The organism is Rhizobium laguerreae (genome assembly GCF_019778565.1).
Lineage (GTDB): Bacteria > Pseudomonadota > Alphaproteobacteria > Rhizobiales > Rhizobiaceae > Rhizobium > Rhizobium laguerreae.
Genome location: NZ_JAAXQT010000002.1, coordinates 556,395 through 579,539 on the forward strand (window position 1 = coordinate 556,395; position 23,145 = coordinate 579,539).

At 62.1% G+C, this 23,145-nt stretch carries 17 protein-coding genes; 8 read left to right on the forward strand and 9 right to left on the reverse strand.

The genetic code is table 11. The features are described 5' to 3' along the window. Positions 1-40: 40 nt before the first annotated feature. A complete protein-coding gene (ubiA, locus tag HFO71_RS09555) occupies positions 41-1,000 on the forward strand; it encodes a 4-hydroxybenzoate octaprenyltransferase (protein WP_221969696.1) in 960 nt (319 codons plus the stop codon). An 85-nt stretch (positions 1,001-1,085) separates the two neighbouring features. Here ubiA and HFO71_RS09560 read toward each other — a convergent pair whose 3' ends face one another. After that, positions 1,086-1,652 (reverse strand): DUF6101 family protein, encoded by a 567-nt coding sequence (locus HFO71_RS09560; RefSeq protein WP_027666623.1) that lies wholly within the window; start codon positions 1,650-1,652, stop codon positions 1,086-1,088. 300 nt (positions 1,653-1,952) lie between these two features. Here HFO71_RS09560 and HFO71_RS09565 point away from each other — a divergent pair, with 300 nt between their 5' ends. Then, positions 1,953-5,282, forward strand: a complete 3,330-nt coding sequence (locus HFO71_RS09565) for a DUF1217 domain-containing protein (RefSeq protein WP_221969695.1) — start codon at positions 1,953-1,955, stop codon at positions 5,280-5,282. A gap of 20 nt (positions 5,283-5,302) precedes the next feature. On the opposite strand, the gene HFO71_RS09570 is transcribed toward HFO71_RS09565, so the two are convergent. From HFO71_RS09570 to HFO71_RS09580, 3 genes are read right to left on the reverse strand one after another with little or no spacing between them, the layout of a single operon-like run. Further along, positions 5,303-6,739, reverse strand: a complete 1,437-nt coding sequence (locus HFO71_RS09570) for an FAD-binding oxidoreductase (RefSeq protein WP_221979094.1) — start codon at positions 6,737-6,739, stop codon at positions 5,303-5,305. A gap of 33 nt (positions 6,740-6,772) precedes the next feature. Then, complete coding sequence (locus HFO71_RS09575) at positions 6,773-7,747, reverse strand: L-threonylcarbamoyladenylate synthase (protein ID WP_168257656.1); 975 nt, start codon at positions 7,745-7,747, stop codon at positions 6,773-6,775. Between the two features lie 58 nt (positions 7,748-7,805). After that, entirely contained in the window at positions 7,806-8,414 is a 609-nt protein-coding gene (locus tag HFO71_RS09580) for a DUF6656 family protein (protein ID WP_131642439.1), read from the reverse strand. A 414-nt stretch (positions 8,415-8,828) separates the two neighbouring features. On the opposite strand from HFO71_RS09580, the gene HFO71_RS09585 reads away from it, so the two are divergent. Further along, entirely contained in the window at positions 8,829-10,073 is a 1,245-nt protein-coding gene (locus tag HFO71_RS09585) for an aromatic ring-hydroxylating oxygenase subunit alpha (protein WP_077976694.1), read from the forward strand. 219 nt (positions 10,074-10,292) lie between these two features. Then, positions 10,293-10,760 carry a BA14K family protein gene (locus HFO71_RS09590; RefSeq protein WP_025393412.1) on the forward strand — a complete coding sequence of 156 codons (468 nt, stop codon included), beginning with the start codon at positions 10,293-10,295 and terminating at the stop codon, positions 10,758-10,760. Between the two features lie 200 nt (positions 10,761-10,960). On the opposite strand, the gene HFO71_RS09595 is transcribed toward HFO71_RS09590, so the two are convergent. Beyond that, the gene (locus HFO71_RS09595) at positions 10,961-11,956 is read right to left on the reverse strand and encodes a transporter (RefSeq protein ID WP_221969693.1); all 996 of its coding nucleotides are present in this window, start codon (positions 11,954-11,956) and stop codon (positions 10,961-10,963) included. Between the two features lie 209 nt (positions 11,957-12,165). On the opposite strand from HFO71_RS09595, the gene HFO71_RS09600 reads away from it, so the two are divergent. Further along, positions 12,166-13,944 carry an acyl-CoA dehydrogenase family protein gene (locus HFO71_RS09600; RefSeq protein ID WP_221969692.1) on the forward strand — a complete coding sequence of 593 codons (1,779 nt, stop codon included), beginning with the start codon at positions 12,166-12,168 and terminating at the stop codon, positions 13,942-13,944. 9 nt (positions 13,945-13,953) lie between these two features. Then, a complete protein-coding gene (locus HFO71_RS09605; RefSeq protein WP_131642441.1) occupies positions 13,954-14,709 on the forward strand; it encodes a crotonase/enoyl-CoA hydratase family protein in 756 nt (251 codons plus the stop codon). A gap of 81 nt (positions 14,710-14,790) precedes the next feature. Here HFO71_RS09605 and HFO71_RS09610 read toward each other — a convergent pair whose 3' ends face one another. Genes HFO71_RS09610 through HFO71_RS09620 form a run of 3 tightly spaced genes read right to left on the reverse strand, consistent with a single transcriptional unit; the run spans position 14,791 to position 17,836 of the window. After that, the gene (locus tag HFO71_RS09610; protein WP_168257651.1) at positions 14,791-15,801 is read right to left on the reverse strand and encodes an MBL fold metallo-hydrolase; all 1,011 of its coding nucleotides are present in this window, start codon (positions 15,799-15,801) and stop codon (positions 14,791-14,793) included. A gap of 2 nt (positions 15,802-15,803) precedes the next feature. Further along, positions 15,804-17,054, reverse strand: a complete 1,251-nt coding sequence (locus tag HFO71_RS09615; RefSeq protein ID WP_170268273.1) for a class I SAM-dependent RNA methyltransferase — start codon at positions 17,052-17,054, stop codon at positions 15,804-15,806. Beyond that, on the reverse strand, positions 17,051-17,836 hold the full coding sequence (locus HFO71_RS09620; protein WP_221969690.1) for a TlyA family RNA methyltransferase: 786 nt from the start codon (positions 17,834-17,836) through the stop codon (positions 17,051-17,053). Before HFO71_RS09620 ends, HFO71_RS09615 begins: the two co-directional genes overlap by 4 nt. An 89-nt stretch (positions 17,837-17,925) precedes the next feature. On the opposite strand from HFO71_RS09620, the gene HFO71_RS09625 reads away from it, so the two are divergent. Next, positions 17,926-18,921, forward strand: a complete 996-nt coding sequence (locus HFO71_RS09625; protein WP_221969688.1) for a DUF4424 domain-containing protein — start codon at positions 17,926-17,928, stop codon at positions 18,919-18,921. A 219-nt stretch (positions 18,922-19,140) separates the two neighbouring features. Further along, complete coding sequence (locus HFO71_RS09630) at positions 19,141-21,078, forward strand: methyl-accepting chemotaxis protein (protein WP_077976563.1); 1,938 nt, start codon at positions 19,141-19,143, stop codon at positions 21,076-21,078. A 90-nt stretch (positions 21,079-21,168) separates the two neighbouring features. Here HFO71_RS09630 and dxs read toward each other — a convergent pair whose 3' ends face one another. Further along, positions 21,169-23,085 carry a 1-deoxy-D-xylulose-5-phosphate synthase gene (gene dxs, locus HFO71_RS09635; protein ID WP_077976562.1) on the reverse strand — a complete coding sequence of 639 codons (1,917 nt, stop codon included), beginning with the start codon at positions 23,083-23,085 and terminating at the stop codon, positions 21,169-21,171. Positions 23,086-23,145: the final 60 nt, after the last annotated feature.

Consider the following 23,145-nt stretch of genomic DNA (forward strand, 5'->3'; position numbering starts at 1 on the left):
CTTCTTGACCGCATCGACGGCCCGCCGCTAGATGAGCGGCATGCACGATACCGGCGACTTCAACCATCGCGTCTCCGACGCACCTTCCGATAACTGGGTCTACCGGATCCTGCCGCCATGGCTTTGGCCTTATGCACAGCTCGCACGCTGGGACCGCCCCATCGGCTGGCAGCTCTTGATGTGGCCGTGCTTCTGGTCGGCGACACTTGCGGCCAATGCGGCGATCGGCGAGGGGATCTATTCCGGCAGCTTGCTGGTGTCTCATTTGTTCCTTTATTTCATCGGCGCGGTCGCCATGCGCGGCGCCGGCTGCACCTATAATGATCTCGTCGACCACGAGATTGACATGGAAGTGGCGCGCACGCGGTCGCGTCCGCTGCCCTCCGGCCGCGTCACGCGCGCCCACGCGAAAATCTTCATCGGCCTGCAGGCGCTGGTCGGCCTCATCGTGCTGTTGCAGTTCAACTGGCTCAACGTCTTCCTCGGCGTGCTCTCGCTCGGGATCGTGGCGTTCTATCCCTATGCCAAACGTTTCACCGACTGGCCGCAATTCTACCTCGGACTTGCCTTCTCCTGGGGCGCGCTGATGGGCTGGGCCGGGATTATGGGCGGCCTCTCCTTCGCCGCTATCCTGCTCTACGCCGCCTCCGTCGCCTGGACGATCGGTTATGACACGATCTATGCGCATCAGGACAAGGAGGATGACGAGCTGATCGGCGTCCGTTCCACCGCGCGCCTGTTCGGCGACAGGACGCGGTTATGGCTGATCGGCCTTTACGGGCTGACGCTGGTGCTGATGTTCATCGCTTTCGCTCTTGCCGGCGCCAATCTCATTGCTTTCCTGGCCCTGCTCGGCGCCGCCGGCATGTTCGCCTGGCAGATCGTCCGGCTCGATATCAACGATGCCGACCAGTGCCTGGCGCTCTTCAAATCGAACAACCGCGTCGGCCTGATCATCTTCTTCGGCCTCTTCGTCTCGCTGCTGTTTGCCATTCCCTGATTGGGACGGTGGATGAAACGATAAACCCGGCGCGGGCGCCGGGTTTCAAAATGGCATTGCCACATTGGGACTTTCGCGATCTCGCTTAAGTCCGGGCGATAATTTCCTTGCCCTCAATCTTCATGGCGACGCCCAGCCGGCCGGTGGTGCGGCGCACGAGGAAGCGCGGGCGGCGGTTGGCAAAGTAGGAATGACGGCGGCGCGGCTTGAGGTCGCTGGTGCGCAAGGCGCCGATGTGATCCTCGAGCGGCCGGGCGACGCCGTCGGCCTCGACCATCAGCATCGGAATGCGGAAGGCTTCGGACCAGCTTCGCCAGTCGGCGGCGATGTCGCTGAGATCATGGGCGACGAGCAGCGGAATGCAGAGCTCCGGATCGGTGTGATGGAGTTCGAGAGTGACAGTGACATCGCCGTCGCCATGGTCGATGGCGCGGGCGGCGACGCCCTTGAAAACGCGCTTCGGCAGCGCAATCGAGAGCGGCAGGCCGCTGGAGGGGAGGACCTTGCGCAGGACCGCACCGCGTTCGTCTATGGTGATATTGACGTCATCCGAACAATCGTGGATGGCGTAGCTGACCTGCTGGGGAAAGCGGGACGGATCGAGGCGTAACGTCGTGCCAGCCCAGGCGGGCTTCATAACGGGATTGTTCATTTCATTCTACCCTTGTCTTACCTGAGAGCCGATTTCCGGTCTTCTCCTTGGGACTTTTCGTCCTCTATGGCCGACAATAGGCAGCCGCCGTTCCGTACAGCTTAAAAATTGCGGTTAAGAAAACTTTGCCTCCTCTGATGGTTATCAAAACCGAATCCGGCAGGGTTTCCGGAAGGTGAACGATGTGGTGTCCTGGAATGATGCATCCGGAGGTAAGCCTCAGGTAAGCTTTCTATGGCAAAATATGCTCACCAGCATTTCGTCGTTCTTTTAGAGATTTTGCCGAAAAGGGCGCTTTCCATGATCACGGCTTCCCTCGCTTACACAATCCTGTCGCGGGACATGACGTCGAGCCTCAACAAGGTTGCGTCGCAGACGACGGTCAAGAAGGATGCCCAGTATTACGCTGACCATATCAACAAGGTCACCAATGTCGACGACTTCCTCGGTGACTACAAGCTCTACAGCTATGCGATGAAGGCCTATGGCCTCGAGGACATGACCTACGCCAAGGCCTTCATGAAGAAGGTGCTGGAAAGCGATCTCACCGATCCCGACAGCTACGCCAACAAGCTCTCCGATACGCGCTACCGCGAATTCGCCGCCGCCTTCAATTTCAACGCGCCGGAGAAGGACGTGCAGACGGATGCGCAGGAGGACGAGCTCATCGGCCTCTACAAGCAATCCTTCGCCGATGCCGAAAAGGCCGCGAACGCCGAGAGCACCTATTACAGCAACAATATCGATAGCGTGCAGACCGTCGACGATCTGGTCAACAACACCCGGTTGCGCACCTATGTGCTGAAGACCTTCAAGATCGATCCCACCTATGCGTCGAAGGACTTTCTGCGGCAGGTGCTGACCAGCGATCTCAGCGACCCCACGAGCGTCGTCAATACGCAAGGCGGCGACAAGTATAAAGCGCTTGCCGCCCAGTTCAGCTTCAACGCCGACGGCACCGTCACCGGCACGGCCCAGACCGCCGCGCAAAAGGCCTCGGTCATCGAGTCCTACACACTGAATTCCCAATCGGTCATCATCGACAATTCGGTCGGCTCCGACGTCTATTACGTCGGCAAGACGGCGGCCGAATACAACAAGGCCTATTACACCGCCAAGATCGGCACGATCACCAATGTCGATGACCTGGTCGCCGACAACCGGCTGACCTCGTATATCAGGACAGCCTACAGCATGGGCGCCGACTTTACCGCCGCAGCGCTGCGTACGGTGCTGACCGACCCCGGCTATGCCCAGCTGATGGGCTTTACCAATGTCTACAATGCTTTCAATTTCAAGGCGGACGGTTCGACGTCGAGCACGGCGCGCGCCCAGTCTATCGCCCAGGCGAACAATCTGCAGTCGGCTGCGTCGAACACCGGCAGTTATTATACCTTGACCTCGCAATCGAGCAGCATCACCAATGTCGACGACCTGCTCGCCGATGATGTGCTGGCGCGCTATATCAAGGATGCCTATGGTCTCGGCACGAATTTCAGCAATGCCGACCTCAAGAGCATTCTGACGGATTCGGCCTATGCCGCGGCTCAGGGCCATGCCGACATCAATGCCGACTTCAATTTCCAGGCGGACGGTTCGATCAACGGTTCGATAATTCAGACGGAAGCGCAACGAAAGTCGACCACCGACAAGTCGGCAGCGAACGCCGCGCATTTCAACGGCATGATCGGCAATGTCACCAATGTCGATGACATCATGTCCGATGCCGTTGCCGTCAGCTACATCAGAAACAGCATGCAAATCGCAGACAGCGTCTCCGATGCGACGTTGAGGACCTTCCTGATCGATCCCGCGGCCGCCAGCGCCCAGGGCTATAGCGACGTCCACGATCTTTTCAATTTCAAGACGGACGGTTCTGTCGCCACCCTTTACGCCTCGCAAAGTGCCTCGCAGAGCGCGAGCACCACCAGCAAGGCGAATGATGCGGCCGTCTACTATCAGGCGACCATCGCCGGCATCTCGGACGTTGATCAGTTGCTGGCGGACCAGAAACTGAATAATTTCGTCCGCAACGCCTTCGGCATCCCGTCGACGGTCAGCGATCTCGATCTCAGAAATATCCTGACTGACCAGAGCGGCACCGGCACTTATGCCGACGTTGCCGCTGCCTTTAACTTCAAGGCGGACGGCACACTTGAAGATGGTATGCAGGCGCAGACGGCCGCCCAGATCAGCAATACGAAAATTAGTTCGACAGCCCGGACCAACGACTATTCCGCACGGATGGGGGCGATCGCCAATGTCGATGATCTCATCGCCGATGACGCCATCACCAATTTCCTGAAGAGCACTTACAATCTGCCTTTCGATATCTCGGACGCCGACCTGAAGAGCATTCTGACCGATGCGACGGCGGCTGCAGCAGCCGGTCACGCCGATCTCAATGCCGACTTCAACTTCGCCGCCGATGGATCGCTTCCAGTCGTCAGCTCAGTCCAGACGGCCGATCAGGCGCAGACCACCAATGACAACTATGCGGCGCGCTACGACGACGAGCGCGACGAGGCGATCGACGAGGTCGCATCCAACTACCAGAAGCTCATGGCCGACAGCAGCAGCCTGCTGAATTTCTCCGACGTCAACAGCGTCAATGATTTCCTGCGCAGCAATTCGGCGGCCGATTTCAGCAAGAGCAACGACAATCTCCCGGATCTCTTCCATGTGGCGCTGCAGGCTTTCGGCCTGACCGACCAGGACGTATCGCGTTCGATGATGCGCAAGATCCTGACCAGCGATGCCTATGATCCGAACGGCTATGTCGCTTCGCTCAAGGATGAACGCATCACCAACCTTGCGCGCGCCTTCAACTTCGGCCCCGACGGCAAGGCGGCATCACCCTTCCAGGCGCTGCCCGACGCGACAATGGCCAAATACGGCACCGACTATAGATCGCATATCACCATGCTGATGAAGGACGGTCCGGTGAAGGACAAGGCGGCGAAGGATGCGACGGCGGAAGTCGATTATTTCGCCAAGGGCATGGCAAAGGTAAAGTCGCTTGACGACTTCCTGGACGACAGCCGGCTGACCGACCTGGTGCTGAAGGCGAATAACCTTGACCCCGAGGATTACGACAAGGCAACGCTGAAGAAGATCTTCACCTCCGATCCCGACGACAAGAAGAGCTATCTCAACGCCACCGCCGACGCGCGATTCCAGGACATCGTCGCTGCCTTCAATTTCGACAAGGACGGCAACCTGACCCGCGCCAAGATCGGCACCATCCAGAACAAGGCGGCCGAGGAACACACCCAGGAGCTCTACGTTCAGCAAACGATGGAAAACCAGGAGGGCGAAAGCAACGACGGCGTCCGCCTGGCGCTCTATTTCAGCCGCAAGGCCTCGAGCATCACCTCGATCTATGGGATCCTCGGCGACAGGGCGCTTTATCAGGTCATCACCACAGCCTACAGCCTGCCGTCGCAGATCTCCGGCATGGATGTCGCCAAGCAGGCCGATCTCATCAACCGCTTCGTCAAGCTCGAGGACCTCCAGGACCCGAAGAAGGTCGATAAGCTGCTGCGGCGGTTCACCGCGATGTACGACGTCCAGAACGCCACCCAGCAGTCGCCGGCGCTGATGATCCTGACCAACGGCGGTACGCAGTAGGCGCCTGATGGCGTGCAGCCTCACGCATCGAGGCTGACAACCTTTCCCGGGTTCATGATATCGGCAGGGTCGAAGGCGCGCTTGATGCGGCGCATCAGCTCGATTTCAATCGCTGGCCGGATCGCCGCCAGTTCGTCGCGCTTCAGCTGACCGATGCCGTGCTCGGCCGAGATCGAGCCATCATAGGCAAGCACCAGTTCATGCACGATATGGTTCATCTCATGCCAGCGGGCAATGAAGGCGTCCTTGTCGGCGCCGAGCGGTTGAGAAATATTGTAATGAATATTGCCGTCGCCCATATGGCCGAAGGCGCAGATGCGGGCGCCAGGCATCGCCGCCATCACCGCTTCTTCCGCCTCGGCCATGAAATGCGGGATCTTCGACACGGGCACGGAAACATCGTGCTTGATCGATCCGCCTTCCGGCTTCTGCGCATCCGACATGCTTTCGCGCATGTGCCAGAGCGCCTTCTGCTGCGCCACGGATGAGGCGATTGCGGCATCGAGCACCAACCCGGCCTCAAAACCCTGTTCCAGCACGCCGCTCATCATCCGTTCCGCCGTCTCGGCCGAATCCGATGTCGAAATGTCGATCAGCACGTACCAGGGGTAGGCCGTTTCCAGTGGATCGCGCACGCCGTCGATATGGCGGGTGGTGATCTCGACGCCGAAACGCGGCATCAACTCGAAACCGGTGAGCGAGGCGCCGCAGAGGCTGGAGGCCAGGTTGAAGAGGGCAAGGGCATCCGTCACCGAATTCAGACCGGCGAAGGCCACCTGATGGCCGAGCGGCTGGGGAAAGAGTCTCAGCACCGCGCCGGTGATGATGCCGAGCGTCCCCTCGGCGCCGATGAAAAGGTCGCGGAGGTCGTAGCCGGTATTGTCCTTCTTCAGGCGGCGCAAGCCGTCCCAGATCTCCCCGGTCGGCAGCACCACTTCAAGGCCGAGGCAGAGCTGACGTATATTGCCATAGGCAAGCACGGCCGTGCCGCCGGCGTTGGTGGAAAGATTGCCGCCGATGCGGCAGGAGCCCTCGGCGCCAAGGGACAGCGGAAACAGCCGCCCATGCGCCTCGGCCGCCTTCTGCACCTCGGCAAGGATGGCACCGCCGTCGGCCACCAGCACGTTCGCCACCGGATCGACATCGCGGATCCTGTTCATGCGTTCGAGCGACAGGATGATATCGGACTTGCCCTGACGCGGTGTCTGGCCGCCGACGAGGCCGGTATTGCCGGTCTGCGGCACGATTGCCGTTCCGGTCTCCGTCGCAAGCCGCATGATATCAGAGACTTCTTCGACCGAACCGGGCTTTAAGAGGAGAGGGGAGGAGCCGTGATAGAGCCCACGGTTTTCGATCAGATGCGGTGCAAGATCGGCCTCGCTACGCAGCGCGTATTTTTCGCCGACGATGGCCGCGAAGCGATCGAGGAGTTCGGTGGAAATGCTGGAATTGCTCATCAGGCTCGGTCCTCCATCGTGATGCGCGGTCCTTCAGTCGCGGGGCGCGGCTGCCCGCTGCAGCCGGTCGTTGATCGCTTCGCCCAGCCCGTCCTCGGGAATCGGCGAAAAGGCAATGCTCTGAGCGCCGCTGGCATCGGCCCGCTTCATATAGTCGAAAAGATTGGCCGCCGCCTCGGCAAGGTCGCCGCGCGGGCTGAGATCAAGGACGATCTTTGCACTGTCCGCGCCGGAGACCACAGCGCTGCCGAAGGCGATCAGCGCTTCGCCGGGTTCGACTGCCGTCGCATTGAGGCGCACGGTAGCACCCGGCGCGTAATGGGAGGCAAGCATGCCCGGCGCCTCGATGGCCGCCGATGCCGCCTTCGCCCGCAGCAGCGGTTGGCCTGCAACACGCTCGATCTCGCGCGCCGCCAGTCCGCCCGGCCGAAGCAGCCTGAGTTGGCCGCCCTCTGCCTTGACGATCGTCGATTCGACGCCGACAGCACTTGAACCGGCATCGAGGATCAACGGGATTTTCGCTCCGAGATCGGCTTCGACATGGGCAGCACTCGTGGCGCTGATCCCGCCTGAGGTATTGGCACTGGGGGCCGCGAGCGGCCGTCCGAAGGCGCCGATTAAAGCGCCTGCAAACCCCTTCGGCACGCGGATGCCGACGCTGTCGAGCCCGGCGGTCGCCAGCGAATGGATCGAGCTCTGAAGCTTCAGCGGCAGCACGAGGGTGAGCGGGCCAGGCCAGAAGGCTTCAGCGAGCGCTCGCGAGACCGGGTCGAACTCGGCATGTTCTTCGGCCATTGCGAGGTCGGCCATATGGCAGATCAGCGGGTTGAAGCGCGGCCGTCCCTTTGTCTCGTAGATGCGGGCGATGGCCAAAGGATTGGTGGCGTCGGCGGCAAGGCCGTAGACGGTCTCAGTCGGGATGGCGATGGCAAAGCCGTCGGCAAGAGCGGCTGAGGCCGCCTCCAGCGCTGCCTGCCTGTCTGCCGTGATATCGATCGTGCGTGCCATGTCCTGCCCGTGTTCGTCCCGGCAGTCATTAGGCTTTCCGCCGCCCGCGATCAATCGCTTAAAGCTGCCGGATGATTTCGCGCAGCTGTTCGTTGCGGGCGCCGAGCAGCAGGATGTTGCGGATCGCCGCCTGCGGATCGTGGGTGCGGAAAAGCAGGCCGTTGCCGCGCACCGACCGGTCGATGGTCATCTTTTCCGCGGACTCTTCGCCTGGCTTTATGGCGACGGCGAAATACATGCGGGAATAACCGACGTCGATGCGCTCGAAGAAATTGTCGTTGTCGCCGATGTCGGAGTAGAAATTGGCGATATAGAAAGCCCAGCTCACCTCCTCGTAGCGGGCGAACTTCGTCCGTGCGGCGGTGACGTGGCAATAGCCGAGATGCGGGCTATCCTGCAGCGTCCGGTGGAAGATCATCTTCGGAAACTGGATCGAATGGTGGAAACCGTTGATGTTCTGATGCGTTTTTTCGCCGGCCACCTGCAGCTTGCGGCCGGTCTTTGCGGCGACCTCGTCATGGGTGAAATACCGCTTTTCCTCTGCCAGCCAATGCCGCCGCTCGCGGGGAATGCGGCCGGTGCGCAAGAATTCGGAATGAGCGGCAATCAGCTGCGGCTCTTGCGATCTGCTCGCATCTTTCGCGTCGAAATAACGGAGTTTGGCCATGGTTCGCGTTCTTCGGTCGGTCGGTGATCACCAGGAGGATAGGACCGTATGCTTAAGGCGATGTTAAAAAAATAGTCTCGCAGCCGGCCGGCGGAAGGGCAAATTCCGGCAGATGTCGCAAACGAGACGGCGGTCGATCTCGGCAGCAGACCTCTTTGCGGAGCGGGTCTTTACGCCATGTCGCAATTGACGATAATTGCCCGGAGAGTCGGGCGATGTCATCGACTGGGATCGGCAGCTTGCGGCTTGCCGCATCCTGTCGTCAATTTCGAAGCCGATGTCGCATTACAACCAAGCGGCAGGCAAGCTCGGTGATTAAATGCATGAACAACTCTCCCGAAGGAGAAGGAAGCGGGCGCGCTTTCGCCGGCCTTCTTGCCGGAAGGCGGCAGCCGGGTGCACGAGGACATGAAGATGGATATTCGCAGCAACGTTTTGCGTCAGCTCAAGAGCCGCCGTGAGGGCTTCAGCCTCGAGCAGCCGTTCTATATCGACGAGGATTATTTCCAGCTCGACATGGAGATGATCTATTATCGCGACTGGCTGTTCATCGGCCATGATTGCGAACTGCCGAAGCCGGGGGCCTATTTCACAGTTCAGATCGGTAGCTATCCCGTCGTCATCGTCCGCGGCCGCGACAATGTCATCCGCGCCTTCCACAATAGCTGTCGTCATCGCGGCTCGCGCGTCTGCACCAAGGAGCATGGCTCCTCCGTGCGTCTCGTCTGCCCCTACCATCAGTGGACCTATGATCTCGAAGGCAAGCTCGCCTTCGCCCGCCACATGGGCGATGATTTCGACAAGACCGGGTTCAATCTGAAGCCCGTCCATTGCGAAATCGTCGCAGGCTATGTGTTCATTTGCCTTGCCAACACTGCCCCCGATTTCCAGCCGGTGCGCGACAAGATCGAACCCTATGTCGCGCCGCACCGGATCAGCGAGAGCAAGGTCGCCTTCCAGAGCACGATCATCGAGAAGGGCAACTGGAAGCTTGTCTGGGAAAACAACCGCGAGTGCTATCACTGCGCCGCCAATCACCCCGAGCTCTGCCGCACCTATCCCGAAGCCCCGAGTGTCACCGGCACGGATGGCGGTGCCGACGATCCGGAGATCGCCGGCCATTGGGCGCGTTGCGAGGCCGCTGGCCTGCCGAGCAAGTTCCAGATTTCGCCGGACGGTCAGTTCCGCACCGCCCGCATGCCGCTGATCGAAGATGCCGAGAGCTACACCATGTCGGGCAAGAGTGCCGTCAAGCGCCCGCTCTCCGACGATATCTCGATCAGCCACATCGGCACCATGCTGCTCTTCCATTACCCGACGACGTGGAACCATCTGCTCGGCGACCACGCCATCTCCTTCCGGGTGCTGCCGCTCAGCGCCAATGAGACGGCGGTGACGACCAAGTGGCTCGTCCACAAGGACGCCGTCGAAGGCGTGGATTATAATCTCGAGGAACTGACCCACGTCTGGACCGAAACCAACGATCAGGATCGCCGCATCGTCGAGGAAAACGCCTTCGGCATTCACTCGCCCGCCTATGAGCCGGGCCCCTATTCTTCCCTGCATGAAGGCGGCGTCATGCAGTTCCTCGAATGGTATTCGAACTTCATGGTGAACCGTCTGCAGGGTGACCAGGCGAAAATTTCCGCCGTGGCCTAATGCATGTAGCCCGGAACTGTTACGGTTCCGGGCTAACGGCATGCATGAACAAAGGACTGAAGTGCGTTCCGGGCGACATCATCGGCCTCCCGGTTAATGCCCGGTTCAGATCGATTTCTGTACACATACGAAAGCAGCTGGCCCCGGCCGCTTTCGGAACCATTCCGGCACGAAAGCGTTGCTGAGCAGGCGGTTATCGCTGTTGAATGGGAGAGAAGAATGTTCGGTTTGAGTAACAAGATCGCGACCGCAATTCTGGCGGCCGCCGTGGTGCTGACGGGCTTTGCGCCGTCGCAGGCAATCCAGATGCCCACCGCCCCGCAGGTGGAAAAATCCTCCGCCGTCGAGAACGTGCAGTACCGCCGCTATTATCGCCCCGGTTACCGGCCTGGCTATCGTCCCGGCGCCTACTACCGGCCCGGCTATTACGGTGGCTATCGCGGATATTCCTATTACCGCCCGGGATACCGCCGCTATAACGGCTACTGGTATCCGCTCGCCGCCTTCGGCGCCGGCGCGGTCATCGGCGGCGCGATTGCCGCACAGCCGCGTTACGTCGCACCTGCGCCCCGCATGGGTTCGAGCCACGTCGCCTGGTGCGCCAACCGCTACCGGTCCTACCGCGCCTACGACAACACGTTCCAACCCTATAACGGCCCGCGCCAACAGTGCTATTCGCCGTATTGAGGCTAGGACGGACAACGTCCCCACACTGGCCCCTCACCCTAACCCTCTCCCCGTAAAAACGGGGAGAGGGGACGTGCCATGCGAGAGTTTCGCGGTGGACGGAGAGGTGGCGGCACATCCCCTTCTCCCCGCAGGCGGGGAGAAGGTGGCGGCAGCCGGATGAGGGGCTGCGCGCCCTCAGAATGCCGAAAACTTCACCCTCAAAGAATATCCACCCGCCTCAGCAGCCACCAGGCAAGGGCAACGGAGGCGAGGATGAGGACGACGGCGTATTCGGTGCCGTAGTCGCCGACGGCGAAGGGCAGGTTTGCCGTGTTCATGCCGAAAAAGCCGGTCACCAGGGTCGGCGGCAGCAGGAAGGCCGTCATGATCGACAGCAGATAGAGGTGACGGTTGGTTTCGGAGGATTGTTTCGAATCGATTTCTTCGTGCAGCAGGCGTGCCCGGTCCTGCAGCGCATAGATATCGTGGTCGACCGTTTCCAGCCGGCCCGTCAGCCGCCGCGCCACGTCGTCGAAGCCGAAGGGCATTTCGTCGTCGTCGGCCGCCGCCGCCCGGCGCATCAGCGCCAGCACGGTGCGCAGGTGCCGATGCAGCCTGACCACGGTTCGCCGCACCGGCGCCAGGCGTCGGCGCTCGTCGCGTTGTGCGCTGTCGTAGACGATATCCTCGATCTGGTTCAGTTCTTCGGTGAGCTCGATGACGATCGCGATCAACGTCCGCTGGAATTCGATCACCAGCAGTTCGAACAGATCGACCGGCCGCGAGAATTTGCCCGGATTCTTCTCGATCAGGGCGCGTGCCCGTTCGACGCTGCGCAGCGGCTGCAGCCTTGTTGTGATGAGGAAGCGGTCAGACATGGCGAAATGCAGCCAGCCGAGATTGTTGGTATCCTCAGCGAAATCGCGCTGGCAATCGACGAGCGTGCCATAGAGCATCTGCTCGTCGACGGTGATGGCCGCATGCGTATCCCGCGTCGTCAGCGCCGATTTCGCGTCCTCCGTCAGCCCCTCCAGCGTATCGAGCAAGGCCGGCACGCGGGCGTCGACAAGGTTGAGGTGCAGCCAGTAGAAACAGTTATCCGCGGTCAGTTCCGCCACCGTCGCACTGTTGTTCAGCCGCACCGCGGCCTTTTCATCCGGCGAGAAGCGATAGGCCCAGACAAAACCGGGTATGTTGACGGGCAATGTGTCCACTGTTCGCCGGTCCTTTGCGAAGGCGATGTCTTTCCTTAGAGTTTGTTCATGACGTCCATTTGGCCGACGGTGCAAGCGCAAAGCGTCATTTCAGCCAAACTATCGCATGACCACTAAAGAAATCGAAATTGACGTTTACGTAAAAATCAATTAGCCCTTGCCTCGGAGGGGCTTTGCCGTGCGCGAAGCCGGTCTGCGGAGGAAAAACCATGTACAAGGCGCCCGTCGAGGAAATCGCATTCACGCTGAAGCATGTCGCCGGCATGGGCGAGGCGATCTCAAAGGGGCTTCTCGGCGATCTCGGCGAGGATCTCGTCGACGCCATCCTCGCCGAGGCGGGGCGTTTTGCCACAGAGGAAGTGGCCCCGCTTGCCGAAATCGGCGATCGCCAGGGCGCTCGTCTGGAGGGTGGCGAGGTCCGGCTGCCGGATGGCTGGCGCGATCTCTACCGCCATTGGATTGCCGGCGGCTGGAACGGACTGACGGCGCCCGAGACTTTCGGTGGCCAGGCCTTGCCGCATATGCTGAATGTCGCAGCCCTCGAAATGTGGAATTCCGGTTCCATGGCCTTCGCGCTCGCTCCGACGCTGACGATGGGCGCCATCGAGGCGGTCAGCACCCATGGCAGTGCTGCGCTGAAAGACAAATATCTGAAAAAGATGGTCTCCGGCGAATGGACCGGCACCATGAACCTGACTGAGCCGCATGCCGGCTCCGATCTCGGCGTGCTGAAAGCCCGCGCCGAGCGCCGCGACGACGGCAGCTACCGCCTCTTCGGCCAGAAGATCTTCATCACCTGGGGCGAACATGACGCGGCCGACAACATCATTCATCTGGTGCTGGCCCGTCTGCCGGATGCGCCGGCCGGCACACGCGGCATCTCGCTGTTTCTGGTGCCGAAATTCCTGGTGAACGACGGCGGCTCGCTTGGGCCCCGCAATGATCTGTTCTGCCATTCGCTGGAGCACAAGCTCGGCATCCATGGTTCGCCGACCTGCACGATGATCTACGGCGACGGAAAATTCGGCGGTGAAAAGGGCGCTGTGGGCTGGCTGGTCGGCGAGGAAAACAAGGGACTCGCCTGCATGTTCACGATGATGAACAATGCCCGCCTCGCCGTCGGCATGCAGGGCGTGGCGATCGCGGAGGCCGCCACCCAGAAGGCGCTTGCCTATGCCAGGGAACGAACCCAAGGCAGGGCGCCGGGTTCAAGCGGCGCCGGCATGAGCGCGATCGTCGAACATCCCGATGTCGCCCGGATGCTCCTCACCATGAAGGCGCTGACGCAAGGGGCGCGCGCCATCTCCTATGCCTGCGCCCATGCGATCGACATGTCCCATCGGGCAGGTGATACCAGCCGCCACTGGCAGGAGCGCGCCGCCCTTTTGACGCCGATTGCCAAATCCTTTTCGACCGATGCCGGCGTCGACGTCGCCTCGCTCGGCATTCAGGTGCATGGCGGCATGGGCTTCATCGAGGAGACGGGTGCCGCGCGTTATCTCCGCGATGCCCGCATCGCCCCGATCTACGAGGGCACCAACGGCATTCAGGCGATCGACCTCGTCACCCGCAAGCTGCCGCTCTCCGGCGGCGATCAGGTCAAGCGCTTCATCGCCGAGCTTAAGCAGATCGCCGACGACGTCCGCCGCTCCAATCTTAATGGTTTCGGCGAGACCGCTGTGAGGCTCGACGCGGCGATCGCCGACCTCGAGCAGGCGACCGCCTGGCTGATAAAGACGCTTGCCGATGACCAGACCGCCGAGGCGCTCTCGGGTGCTACGCCCTATCAGCGCCTGTTCGGGCTGGTGCTGACCGGCTGCTATCTTGCCAAGGGCGGTCTCGCCGAGAGTGCCGATGGTGCGGCCGAAAACCGCATCGCGCTCTGCCGCTTCGCCGCCGAAAACCTGCTTGCCGAGACCGCAGCCCTTCGCGACCGGGTCGTCAATGGGGCGGCAAGCCTTGCAGCCGCCCGTATTCTGCTTGCCTGAGGAGACCTTATGACCGATCACATCATCGTCGAGCAGCCTTCCGCCCATCCCGGCGTCCAGTTGATCCGCTTCAATCGGCCGGAGAAGAAGAACGCCATCACCCGCGCCATGTACCGGACAATGGCCGATGCGCTGAATGCGGCCAACACGAATCCTGGCATCCGCGCAACCGCTTTCCTCGGCACCGAAGGCTGCTTCTCGGCCGGCAACGACCTCAACGATTTTCTCGCTGCCGCAATGGGCGGCCGCGGCTTGGAGCAGGAGATCCTTGATTTCCTCTATGCGCTGGTGAACGCCGAAAAACCCGTCGTCTCGGGCGTCGACGGCCTGGCGATCGGCATCGGCACGACGATCCATCTCCATTGCGACCTGACCATCGCATCCAGCCGCAGCCAGTTCCGCACCCCCTTCGTCGATCTGGCGCTGGTGCCGGAGGCCGGTTCCAGCCTCGTCGCGCCGCGCCTGATGGGGCATCAGCGCGCCTTCGCCCTGCTGGCGGCCGGCGAAGCATTCTCCGCCGAGGAAGCGAAGGAAGCCGGCCTGGTCTGGAAGGTCGTTGAGCCAGGCGAGGCCGATGCCATGACGCTTGGCCTCGCTGCAAAGCTCGCGGCCAAGCCGCCGGAGGCGCTGCGCATCGCCCGCGATCTCATTCGCGGCGATCGCGGCGAGATTATCGCCCGCATCGACGAGGAGGCCCGCTATTTTTCCGCGCGGCTGAAAAGCGCCGAGGCCCGGGCGGCATTCGAGGCCTTCATGCGCCGCTGAGCACAGCCGGGTTTCGCTCGCGGCAATCTCGGTCGTTTCCGAAGAATCTATGGCAGTCGTCTGGCAGCAAACGGACGCCGATTAGACCGCGGGCACATCGAATACTTCGCCGGCCCTGAGCGGCCGGAAACGTTCCGGGGGAATATCATGCTCGCGCATTGCGTCTTGCAACGCTCTTGCCGGCGCATCGACCGCTTCGTTTGTCAGTTGGAACGTGGCGAAGTGATGCCCGGCCACATAGGCCGCATTGGCCAACTTCATCCCGATCACCGCCTCCTGCGGATTCTGGTGCTGCCCTTTCATGAACCATCGCGGCTCGTAGGCGCCGAAGGGTAAGATGGCCAGACGAAAGCCGCCATGCTTCTGCTGTGCCGCTGTGTAATTGATGCCGTGGTGAAAGCCGGTATCTCCGACGTGATAAATTTTTCCGGCTGGAGTCGACAAAACGAACGACGCCCAGAGTGCCATCCGGCGATCGGCGGTTCCGCGGGCGGACCAATGGTGTGCAGGCTCCGCATCAATGCTTATTCCGGCGTGCGAAATGCGCTCGCCCCAGTCCATCGATGTCGTCTCTATATCAGGCACGGCACGGCGTATGATCGTGTCATTGCCGAGTGGCGTCACGACACGCGGCCGATGCTTCGCACCCAACCGCCTGAGCGTTGCGATATCGAGATGATCATAATGATTGTGCGATACCAGCACGAGATCGATTGGCGGCAAATCATCGAACGCGATGCCCGGTGGGACGACGCGCTTGGGTCCGGCAAAAGCCAAGGGACTCGCGCGCTCCGACCACACCGGGTCGGTGAGGATATTCAGTCCGGCGACCTGCACGAGCATTGTTGCATGGCCGACCATGGTCACCCTTAGGTCCTCGCCGTCGACGTATGGATCCGGCTTGGCCGCCGCGTACGGACTTGGGACCGACCTCGGCCAAGGCTCACGGCCACCGCCGAATTGCCACCGCATCAGATCACGGAAACCAAGGGGCTCAATACCTTCGGGATTGAAGAAATGCGTGCCGTCGAAATGATCGGACACGGGGCCGTTATAGTATGGGTTGCGTCTTTTGGTCTTTTCGACAGACACGCCTATTTCTCCAGCGTCGCCACCACCTCGACATGCGAGGTCCAGAGGAACTGGTCGATCGGCGTCACGCCGGTAATGCGGTAGCCGCCCTCGACGAGGATCGCGAGATCCCGCGCCAGCGTCAGCGGATTGCAGCTGACGGCCACGATCCTCTTCACGCCTGAGCGGGCGAGTTCCTGGCACTGGAACTCGGCACCGGCCCGCGGCGGGTCGAAGACGACGGCATCATAGGGCTTGAATTCCTGCGTCATCAAAGGACGGCGAAAGAGATCGCGCTTTTCGACGGTGATCGGTTTCAGCCCTTGCGTGTTGCGGGCCGCATGATCGAGTGCGGCGAGCGCCTTTGCCTCGGCTTCGACGGCGTGCACACGGCCGATCCGCGCCAGGCGCAGCGAAAACGTGCCGGAGCCGGCAAAGAGATCGGCGATCCGCTTCGACTTGCCGACATGAGCAAGCACCAGTTCGGCCATCGCCTCTTCCGCGGGCTTGGTTGCCTGGGTGAAGCCGCCCGGCGGCGGTGAAACCTGGACGCCGCCGAATTCGACCATCGGCTTCGACGGCTCGACCAGGATTTCGCCGTTCAGCGAAACACGGGCGATGCCGCGCAGGCTGAGCGCGGTCTCGATCGCCTTGCGCCGCTGCGGGTCGGAGAGCTTCTTCACGTCGTCGACTGAGATGTCGAGGCCGGAAAGCGTTTCGAGTACGGCGACGCGGAAGGGTTCGGCACTGGTCGCGAGCGATGCAGCCATCGCCCTGATCGCCGGCAGCCGGGCGATGATCCCTGCCGACGAGATCGGACATTCCTCGATGGCGACGATATGGTGGCTTTCGGCCTGGTTGAAGCCGATTAGCATGTCCTTCTCGGTCTTGCGCGCCGCAAACACCACGCGCCGCCGTTCGCCCGGCCGAGCCGGAACGATCTCCCCGACCTCTGATGTCAGCCCCTTCGATTTCAGCGCATCGATGACCAACTGTCGCTTGAAGGCGCGGTAGGGCGCATCTGCCATATGCTGCAGCGTGCATCCGCCGCAGGTGCCGTTGACGCCATCCGGGCCGAAATGCCGGCAGGGCGGCTCCTGCCGGTCGGGCGATGGCGTCGTGATCGACATGATCGTGCCCTGGCTCTTGACCCGGGCAATCGCCACCGTTTCGCCGGGCAGGGAAAAGGGCACATAGACAGGTCCGCCGGCGCTGCTGGCGATACCGTCGCCCTGGGCGCCGAGCTTCTCGATCTTGACGGTTTCGGTGCTCACGGTTTCAATCCTGCCAGAAGAAATTCCTGATTGCCATCGCCGCCGGAAATCGGGGAGGGGATGAGGCCGAGGCTTTTCCAGCCCATATCCTCGATGAACCAGCGCTCCAGTTCCGCAGCAACGGTGGGAGCGGACGAGGGGTCCTTCAGCATCCCGCCCTTGCCGATCGCCTCGCGCCCGGCCTCGAACTGCGGCTTGACCAGCAGCACGGCGACAGCGCCGGGTTCGGCGATCTCAAGAGCCGGCGCGAGCGCCAGTCTCAGCGTGATGAAGGAGACGTCGGAAACAATGAAGGTGGCGGGATGGCCGATATCCTCTGCCGTCAGGTTGCGGGCGTTGAGGCCCTCCCTGTTGGTCACGCGCGGATCGCCTGATATGCGCGGATGCATCTGCCCATGGCCGACATCGATCGCGGTGACATGCGCGGCGCCGCGCTGCAGCAGCACCTCGGTGAAGCCGCCGGTGGAAGCGCCGACATCGAGACCGTGATGGCCGGCAGGATCGAGCCGGAAATGGTCAAGTGCGGCGGCAAGCTTCAGTGCGGCGCGCGAGACATAATCCTGCGCCGGATCGTCGATCTCGATTGCCGCGTCTGCGCTAAACAGCGCGCCGGCCTTCGTGACCACTTGGCCGCCGATCCTGACGGTGCCGCGCTGCACGGCGTCGCGGGCGCGTGAACGGCTGGCAAAGAGGCCGAGGGAGACGAGAAGCTGGTCGAGGCGTTGGGTGTTTTGATCTGACATCGGCTGTGCATGACCGGCAAAGCCGCCGGTTGCAAGCATTTTGTTCCCCAGACCGTCATTGACCCTCGAAAGCTTTCGGCGATAATCCTGCCGCGGCGATCGCGGAGCGAGCCGCATGGGGGTGCTCTATGCTGAAGCTCTTCACTCTTCTTGTAGCGGCTGGGATCGCATCGCCCGCGCTGGCGAACGATACTCTGGCCGAGATCAAGACCGGCGGATTGATCTTTGCCCAATCGGACGATGTCAGCATGGCGCAAGAGGATCTCTTCATCTCCGCTTCGGAAGTGCGCGTCGACTACGTCTTCGAAAACAGCTCCGACAAGGATGTCGAGAGCCTGGTCGCCTTCCCGATGCCCGACATATCAGGTCAGGTGGACAACAATTCCGCCATCTCCGATTATGACAGCGACAATTTCCTGCATTTTTCCACCCTGCAGGATGGCAGTCCGATCACCGCCAAGCTGCAGCAGCGCGTCGTCTCGCTCGGCATCGACGTCACCGACGAGTTCGCCAAGCAGGGCATTCCCGTTCTGCCCTATAGCCAGAAGACCACCGAGGCGCTGGCCAAACTTCCCGAAACCGTCCGCAAGGACTGGATCGCCCGCGGCCTTGTTTATCCCATGGGCGCCGGCGATGCCGAGATTGATCTCGTGCCGCTCTGGACGCTGCGCTCGACCTATTGGTGGCGCACCACCTTTCCGGCAAAAAAGAAGGTCAGCGTCGAGCATCGCTACAAGCCGGCCGTCGGCGGCACCGTCGCCATCAGCTTCCTCGAAGGTGGCGAGCCGAAGGGTGAGCGCTTCGAGGAATATTCCCGCAAATACTGCCTCGACGGCGACTTCGTCAGGGTCGCCCAGCAGCGTGCCCGGGAAGCCGAGACCGGCGGCGCCAACTATACCGAAAGCTGGATCTCCTATGTGCTGTCGACCGGCGCCAACTGGGCGGGGCCAATCAAGCGCTTCCAGCTGACGATCGACAAGGGCAAGCCCGGCAGCCTCATCAGCTTTTGCGGCAGCAACGTTCAGAAGATCGGCCCGACGATCTTTCGGATGACATCAGAGGATTTCGATCCCTCAAAGGATTTAGACATCCTGATCCTCAATCCTCCGGAAACGGCACAATAATCCGCAGGTTTGGCCGCTGCTGCGCTGCACAAATTTAAACAAATTTAAAGCCTGCGCGGGTAGGGTCGGTGTGATTGCAGCGGTTCATTCGATCCGCTCGGCGCCATGACGGCGCACGCGTTTCCACGCCGATCATGTTCTCAGCTTCAAACATCCCGGCGGTTGCGTCTTGCGCGACCTGCCTCTCGCCGCGTCGACTGTCGTCAGGAGAAATCACCGATGTCCGCCAAAAACATATCCTTGAACGGTAAGCTTGCGGCCACGTTCGCAGCCCTCATTCTCATTTTCGTCGCCGTTTCCGCTTTCGTCTATTCCAAGGCGACGGCGTCCGCGTCCGCTTCCGCCGAACAGGAAAAATCCGAGCTGCTCGTCAACCAGATCGACGATGCGTTGCAGGCGATGCTCGAACAGGCCGTCAATCTGCGCGGCTTCATCCTCTTCCGCAGCGACAGCACCTATGGCGATGTCTTCGCCAACCGCGAGCGCATGCTGAAGGCTATTGCCGCCGCCAAGCAGACGGCGGCCGGCGAGCCGCAGCTGGTCGAGATGATCGACGGCATGCAGAAGGCCGCCGATCTCTACTTCCATGAGCTTGCCGAGCCGCAGACCAAGGCGCGCAAGGAAACCGACATGCCGATCGCAGAGGTCGTCAAGATCGGCGTCAACGCCACCAAGGGCCAGCTCGACGGCTTCCGCCAAGCCTCCGCCAAGATCAAGGCCACCGCGCGTGAAAAGTCGAATGCGCTCGCCGCAATCCGCGCCGATGCCAACAGCCATCTGAAGACGACGCTCATTGCCGGCGGCATCGTCGCCTCGCTTGCCGCCGCCATGCTTGCCTGGCTGATGTCGCGCATCATCGTCCGCCCGGTCGTCGGCATGACCGCCGCCATGGACCGCCTTGCCGGCGGTCAGAACGATATCGAGGTTCCGGCTGTCGAGCGCGGCGACGAAATCGGCCGCATGGCCCAGTCGGTCCTAGTCTTCAAGCAGGCGGCGATCGAGAAGCTGCGCCTTGCCGGCGAGACCGACCGCATGCGCGATGACGCCGAGCGCCAGCGCCGGGCAGGCGACGAGCAGAAGGCGCGCGAGGAAGGCGAGATCCGCTATGCCATCGACGCTTTGGCGGGCGGCCTTGCCGAACTTGCCAATGGCGATATGGCCGGTCGTCTCCAGACGCCCTTCGCCTCGCAATATGACAGCCTGCGCAACGACTTCAACCACGCCGTCGAAAAGCTGCAGGCGGCACTGCAATCGGTCGGCCGCAACGCCTCGGCGATCAATGCCGGCGCCGGCGAAATCCGCTCCGCCGCCGACGATCTGGCCCACCGCACCGAGCAGCAGGCCGCCGCCGTCGAAGAGACCGCAGCTGCGCTCGAGGAAGTGACGACGACCGTCCGCGACAGCGCCAAGCGCGCCGAGGATGTCGGCAATCTTGTCGAGCGCGCCCGTCTCGGCGCCGAAAAATCCGGCGAGGTCGTCCGCAAGGCCGTCTCCGCCATGCAGCAGATCGAGAAGTCCTCGGGCGAAATCTCCAACATCATCGGCGTCATCGACGACATCGCCTTCCAGACCAACCTTTTGGCTCTGAACGCCGGCGTCGAAGCCGCCCGCGCCGGCGATGCCGGCAAGGGCTTTGCGGTCGTCGCCCAGGAAGTGCGCGAGCTCGCCCAGCGCTCGGCAAAGGCTGCCAAGGAGATCAAGGCGCTGATCACCACCTCGGGCGAACAAGTCGTTGCCGGCGTCGGCCTCGTCGGCGAAACCGGCAAGGCGCTTGAGGTCATCGTCTCCGAGGTGCAGGAGATCAACCACCACGTCAGCGCCATCGTCACCGCCACGCGCGAACAGTCGATCGGCCTGCAGGAGATCAACACCGCCGTCAACAACATGGACCAGGGCACACAGCAGAACGCCGCCATGGTCGAGGAGCAGACCGCGGCCAGCCATGCGCTCGCCCAGGAGGCAAATGCTCTCGAAGAATTGCTGCGCCAGTTCAAGCTCGGCCAGGTGGCCCCTGCGCCGCGCGCAAGCGTTGCCGGCACCAATGCCCGCCCGGTCGCCTCGCCGGCCCACGCTTTGACCCGCACCGTCGCCAAGGCCTTCGGTGGAAGACAGGCGAGTGCCGCGGCGACCGTTCAGGAAGAGTGGACGGAGTTCTGAGAGGCGCCGTTCTCAGGGACGTTAAATGAAGAGGGCGGTGCAGAGATGCGCCGCCCTTTTTTATTGGATGGATCTGCCCTCACCAAAATGCTATCCCGCCACCCCAACCGCAACACCGCGCCCCAGCGCCCTGAACACCGTCGAGACGATGCCGGCGCGGTCGAGGCCGGCGTGGGCGTTCATGGCTTCGGGCTTGGCCTGTTCCATCCAGATGTCGGGCATGACGAGCGAGCGGATCTTCAGCCCGTTATCAAGCAGGCCTTCGCTCGAAAGGTACTGCATCACATGGCTGCCGAAGCCGCCGATCGAACCTTCCTCGACGGTGATCACCATTTCGTGGTGGCGGGCAAGCTGGCGGATCAGGTCGCGGTCGAGCGGCTTGGCGAAACGCGCATCGGCGACCGTCGTCGAAAGCCCCGCGGCATCGAGATCCTCGGCGGCCAGCAGACAATCGGCAAGCCGCGTGCCGAAGGAGAGCAGCGCCACCTTGGTGCCTTCCTTGACGATGCGGCCCTTGCCGATCTGCAGGATTTCGCCGCGCGCCGGCATGTCGACGCCGACACCTTCGCCGCGCGGATAGCGGAACGAAATCGGCCCGCCGTCATAAGCGACGGCCGTGCGCACCATATGCTTGAGTTCGGCCTCGTCGGCCGCCGCCATCACCACGAAGCCGGGCAGGGTGGTGAGGAAGGCGGTGTCGAAGGAGCCGGCATGGGTCGGCCCGTCGGCGCCGACGAAACCGGCACGGTCGATCGGAAAACGCACCGGCAATCCCTGGATCGCCACGTCATGCACGACCTGGTCATAGGCGCGCTGCATGAAGGTGGAATAGAGCGCCGCAAACGGCTTGTAGCCTTCCGCCGCGAGGCCGGCGGCGAAGGTCACGGCGTGCTGTTCGGCAATGCCGACATCGAAACAGCGCGACGGAAAGGCCTCGGCGAGCTTGTCGAGGCCGGTACCATTCGGCATGGCAGCGGTAATGCCGACAATCTTGTCGTCGAGGGCGGCTTCCTGCACCAGCGCTTCGGCAAAGACGCTGGTATAGCTCGGCGCATTCGGCTTGACCCTTGCCTGGGCGCCGGTGATGACGTCGAACTTGTTGACGCCGTGATATTTGTCGGCCGCGGCTTCCGCCGGCGGATAGCCCTTGCCCTTCTGGGTGACGACATGGATCAGCACCGGCCCGCGCCCATTGTCGCGCACGTTGCGCAACACGGGCAGCAGGTGGTCGAAGGAATGCCCGTCGATCGGCCCGATATGATAAAAGCCCATTTCCTCGAACATCGTGCCGCCGGTGACGTAGCCGCGCGCATGTTCGACGGCGCGGGTGATCGCCCGGTCGATGTTCTTGCCGAGATAGGCCGTCAGCTTCTTGCCGAAGTCACGAAAGCCCATATAGGTGCGTCCCGAGGCGAGGCGCGCGAGATAGGCGCTCATGGCGCCCGTCGGCGGCGCGATCGACATGTCGTTGTCGTTGAGGATGACGATGAGGCGCGCATCGAGCGCGCCGGCATTGTTCAGCGCCTCATAGGCCATGCCGGCCGACATCGCCCCGTCGCCGATGACGGCGATGACGCGGCGGTCTGATTTGTCGAGGTCGGCGGCAATCGCCATGCCGAGGCCGGCCGAGATCGAAGTCGAGGAATGCGCCGCACCGAAGGGATCATATTCGCTTTCGGCCCGGCGGGTGAAGCCGGACAGCCCGTTTTCCTGGCGCAGCGTCCGGATGCGGTCGCGCCGGCCGGTGAGGATCTTGTGCGGATAACATTGATGGCCGACGTCGAAAATCAGCCGATCATCAGGCGTATCGAAGACGCTATGAATGGCGATCGTCAATTCGACGACGCCGAGACCGGCGCCAAGATGGCCGCCGGTGCGCGACACCGCATCGATCATTTCGTCCCGGACTTCGCGGGCGAGTTGCGGCAGGTCGCGATCCTCGAGCTTGCGCAGGTCGGCGGGATAGTTGACCTGGTCGAGCAGGGGGGTCTTCGGCAGTTGTGTCACGGGCGGGCGCTCTTTCTTGCTTTTCCTTGTTCCGCTTTATTCGATTAGATTGCGGCAAAA

Bases quoted from the DNA above. Each gene is read 5' to 3' on its own strand.
- ubiA (WP_221969696.1), top strand. From the start codon at position 41: ATGCACGATACCGGCGACTTCAACCATCGCGTCTCCGACGCACCTTCC.
- HFO71_RS09560 (WP_027666623.1), bottom strand. From the start codon at position 1,652: ATGAACAATCCCGTTATGAAGCCCGCCTGGGCTGGCACGACGTTACGC.
- HFO71_RS09565 (WP_221969695.1), top strand. From the start codon at position 1,953: ATGATCACGGCTTCCCTCGCTTACACAATCCTGTCGCGGGACATGACG.
- HFO71_RS09570 (WP_221979094.1), bottom strand. From the start codon at position 6,739: ATGAGCAATTCCAGCATTTCCACCGAACTCCTCGATCGCTTCGCGGCC.
- HFO71_RS09575 (WP_168257656.1), bottom strand. From the start codon at position 7,747: ATGGCACGCACGATCGATATCACGGCAGACAGGCAGGCAGCGCTGGAG.
- HFO71_RS09580 (WP_131642439.1), bottom strand. From the start codon at position 8,414: ATGGCCAAACTCCGTTATTTCGACGCGAAAGATGCGAGCAGATCGCAA.
- HFO71_RS09585 (WP_077976694.1), top strand. From the start codon at position 8,829: ATGGATATTCGCAGCAACGTTTTGCGTCAGCTCAAGAGCCGCCGTGAG.
- HFO71_RS09590 (WP_025393412.1), top strand. From the start codon at position 10,293: ATGTTCGGTTTGAGTAACAAGATCGCGACCGCAATTCTGGCGGCCGCC.
- HFO71_RS09600 (WP_221969692.1), top strand. From the start codon at position 12,166: ATGTACAAGGCGCCCGTCGAGGAAATCGCATTCACGCTGAAGCATGTC.
- HFO71_RS09605 (WP_131642441.1), top strand. From the start codon at position 13,954: ATGACCGATCACATCATCGTCGAGCAGCCTTCCGCCCATCCCGGCGTC.
- HFO71_RS09620 (WP_221969690.1), bottom strand. From the start codon at position 17,836: ATGCTTGCAACCGGCGGCTTTGCCGGTCATGCACAGCCGATGTCAGAT.
- HFO71_RS09625 (WP_221969688.1), top strand. From the start codon at position 17,926: ATGCTGAAGCTCTTCACTCTTCTTGTAGCGGCTGGGATCGCATCGCCC.
- HFO71_RS09630 (WP_077976563.1), top strand. From the start codon at position 19,141: ATGTCCGCCAAAAACATATCCTTGAACGGTAAGCTTGCGGCCACGTTC.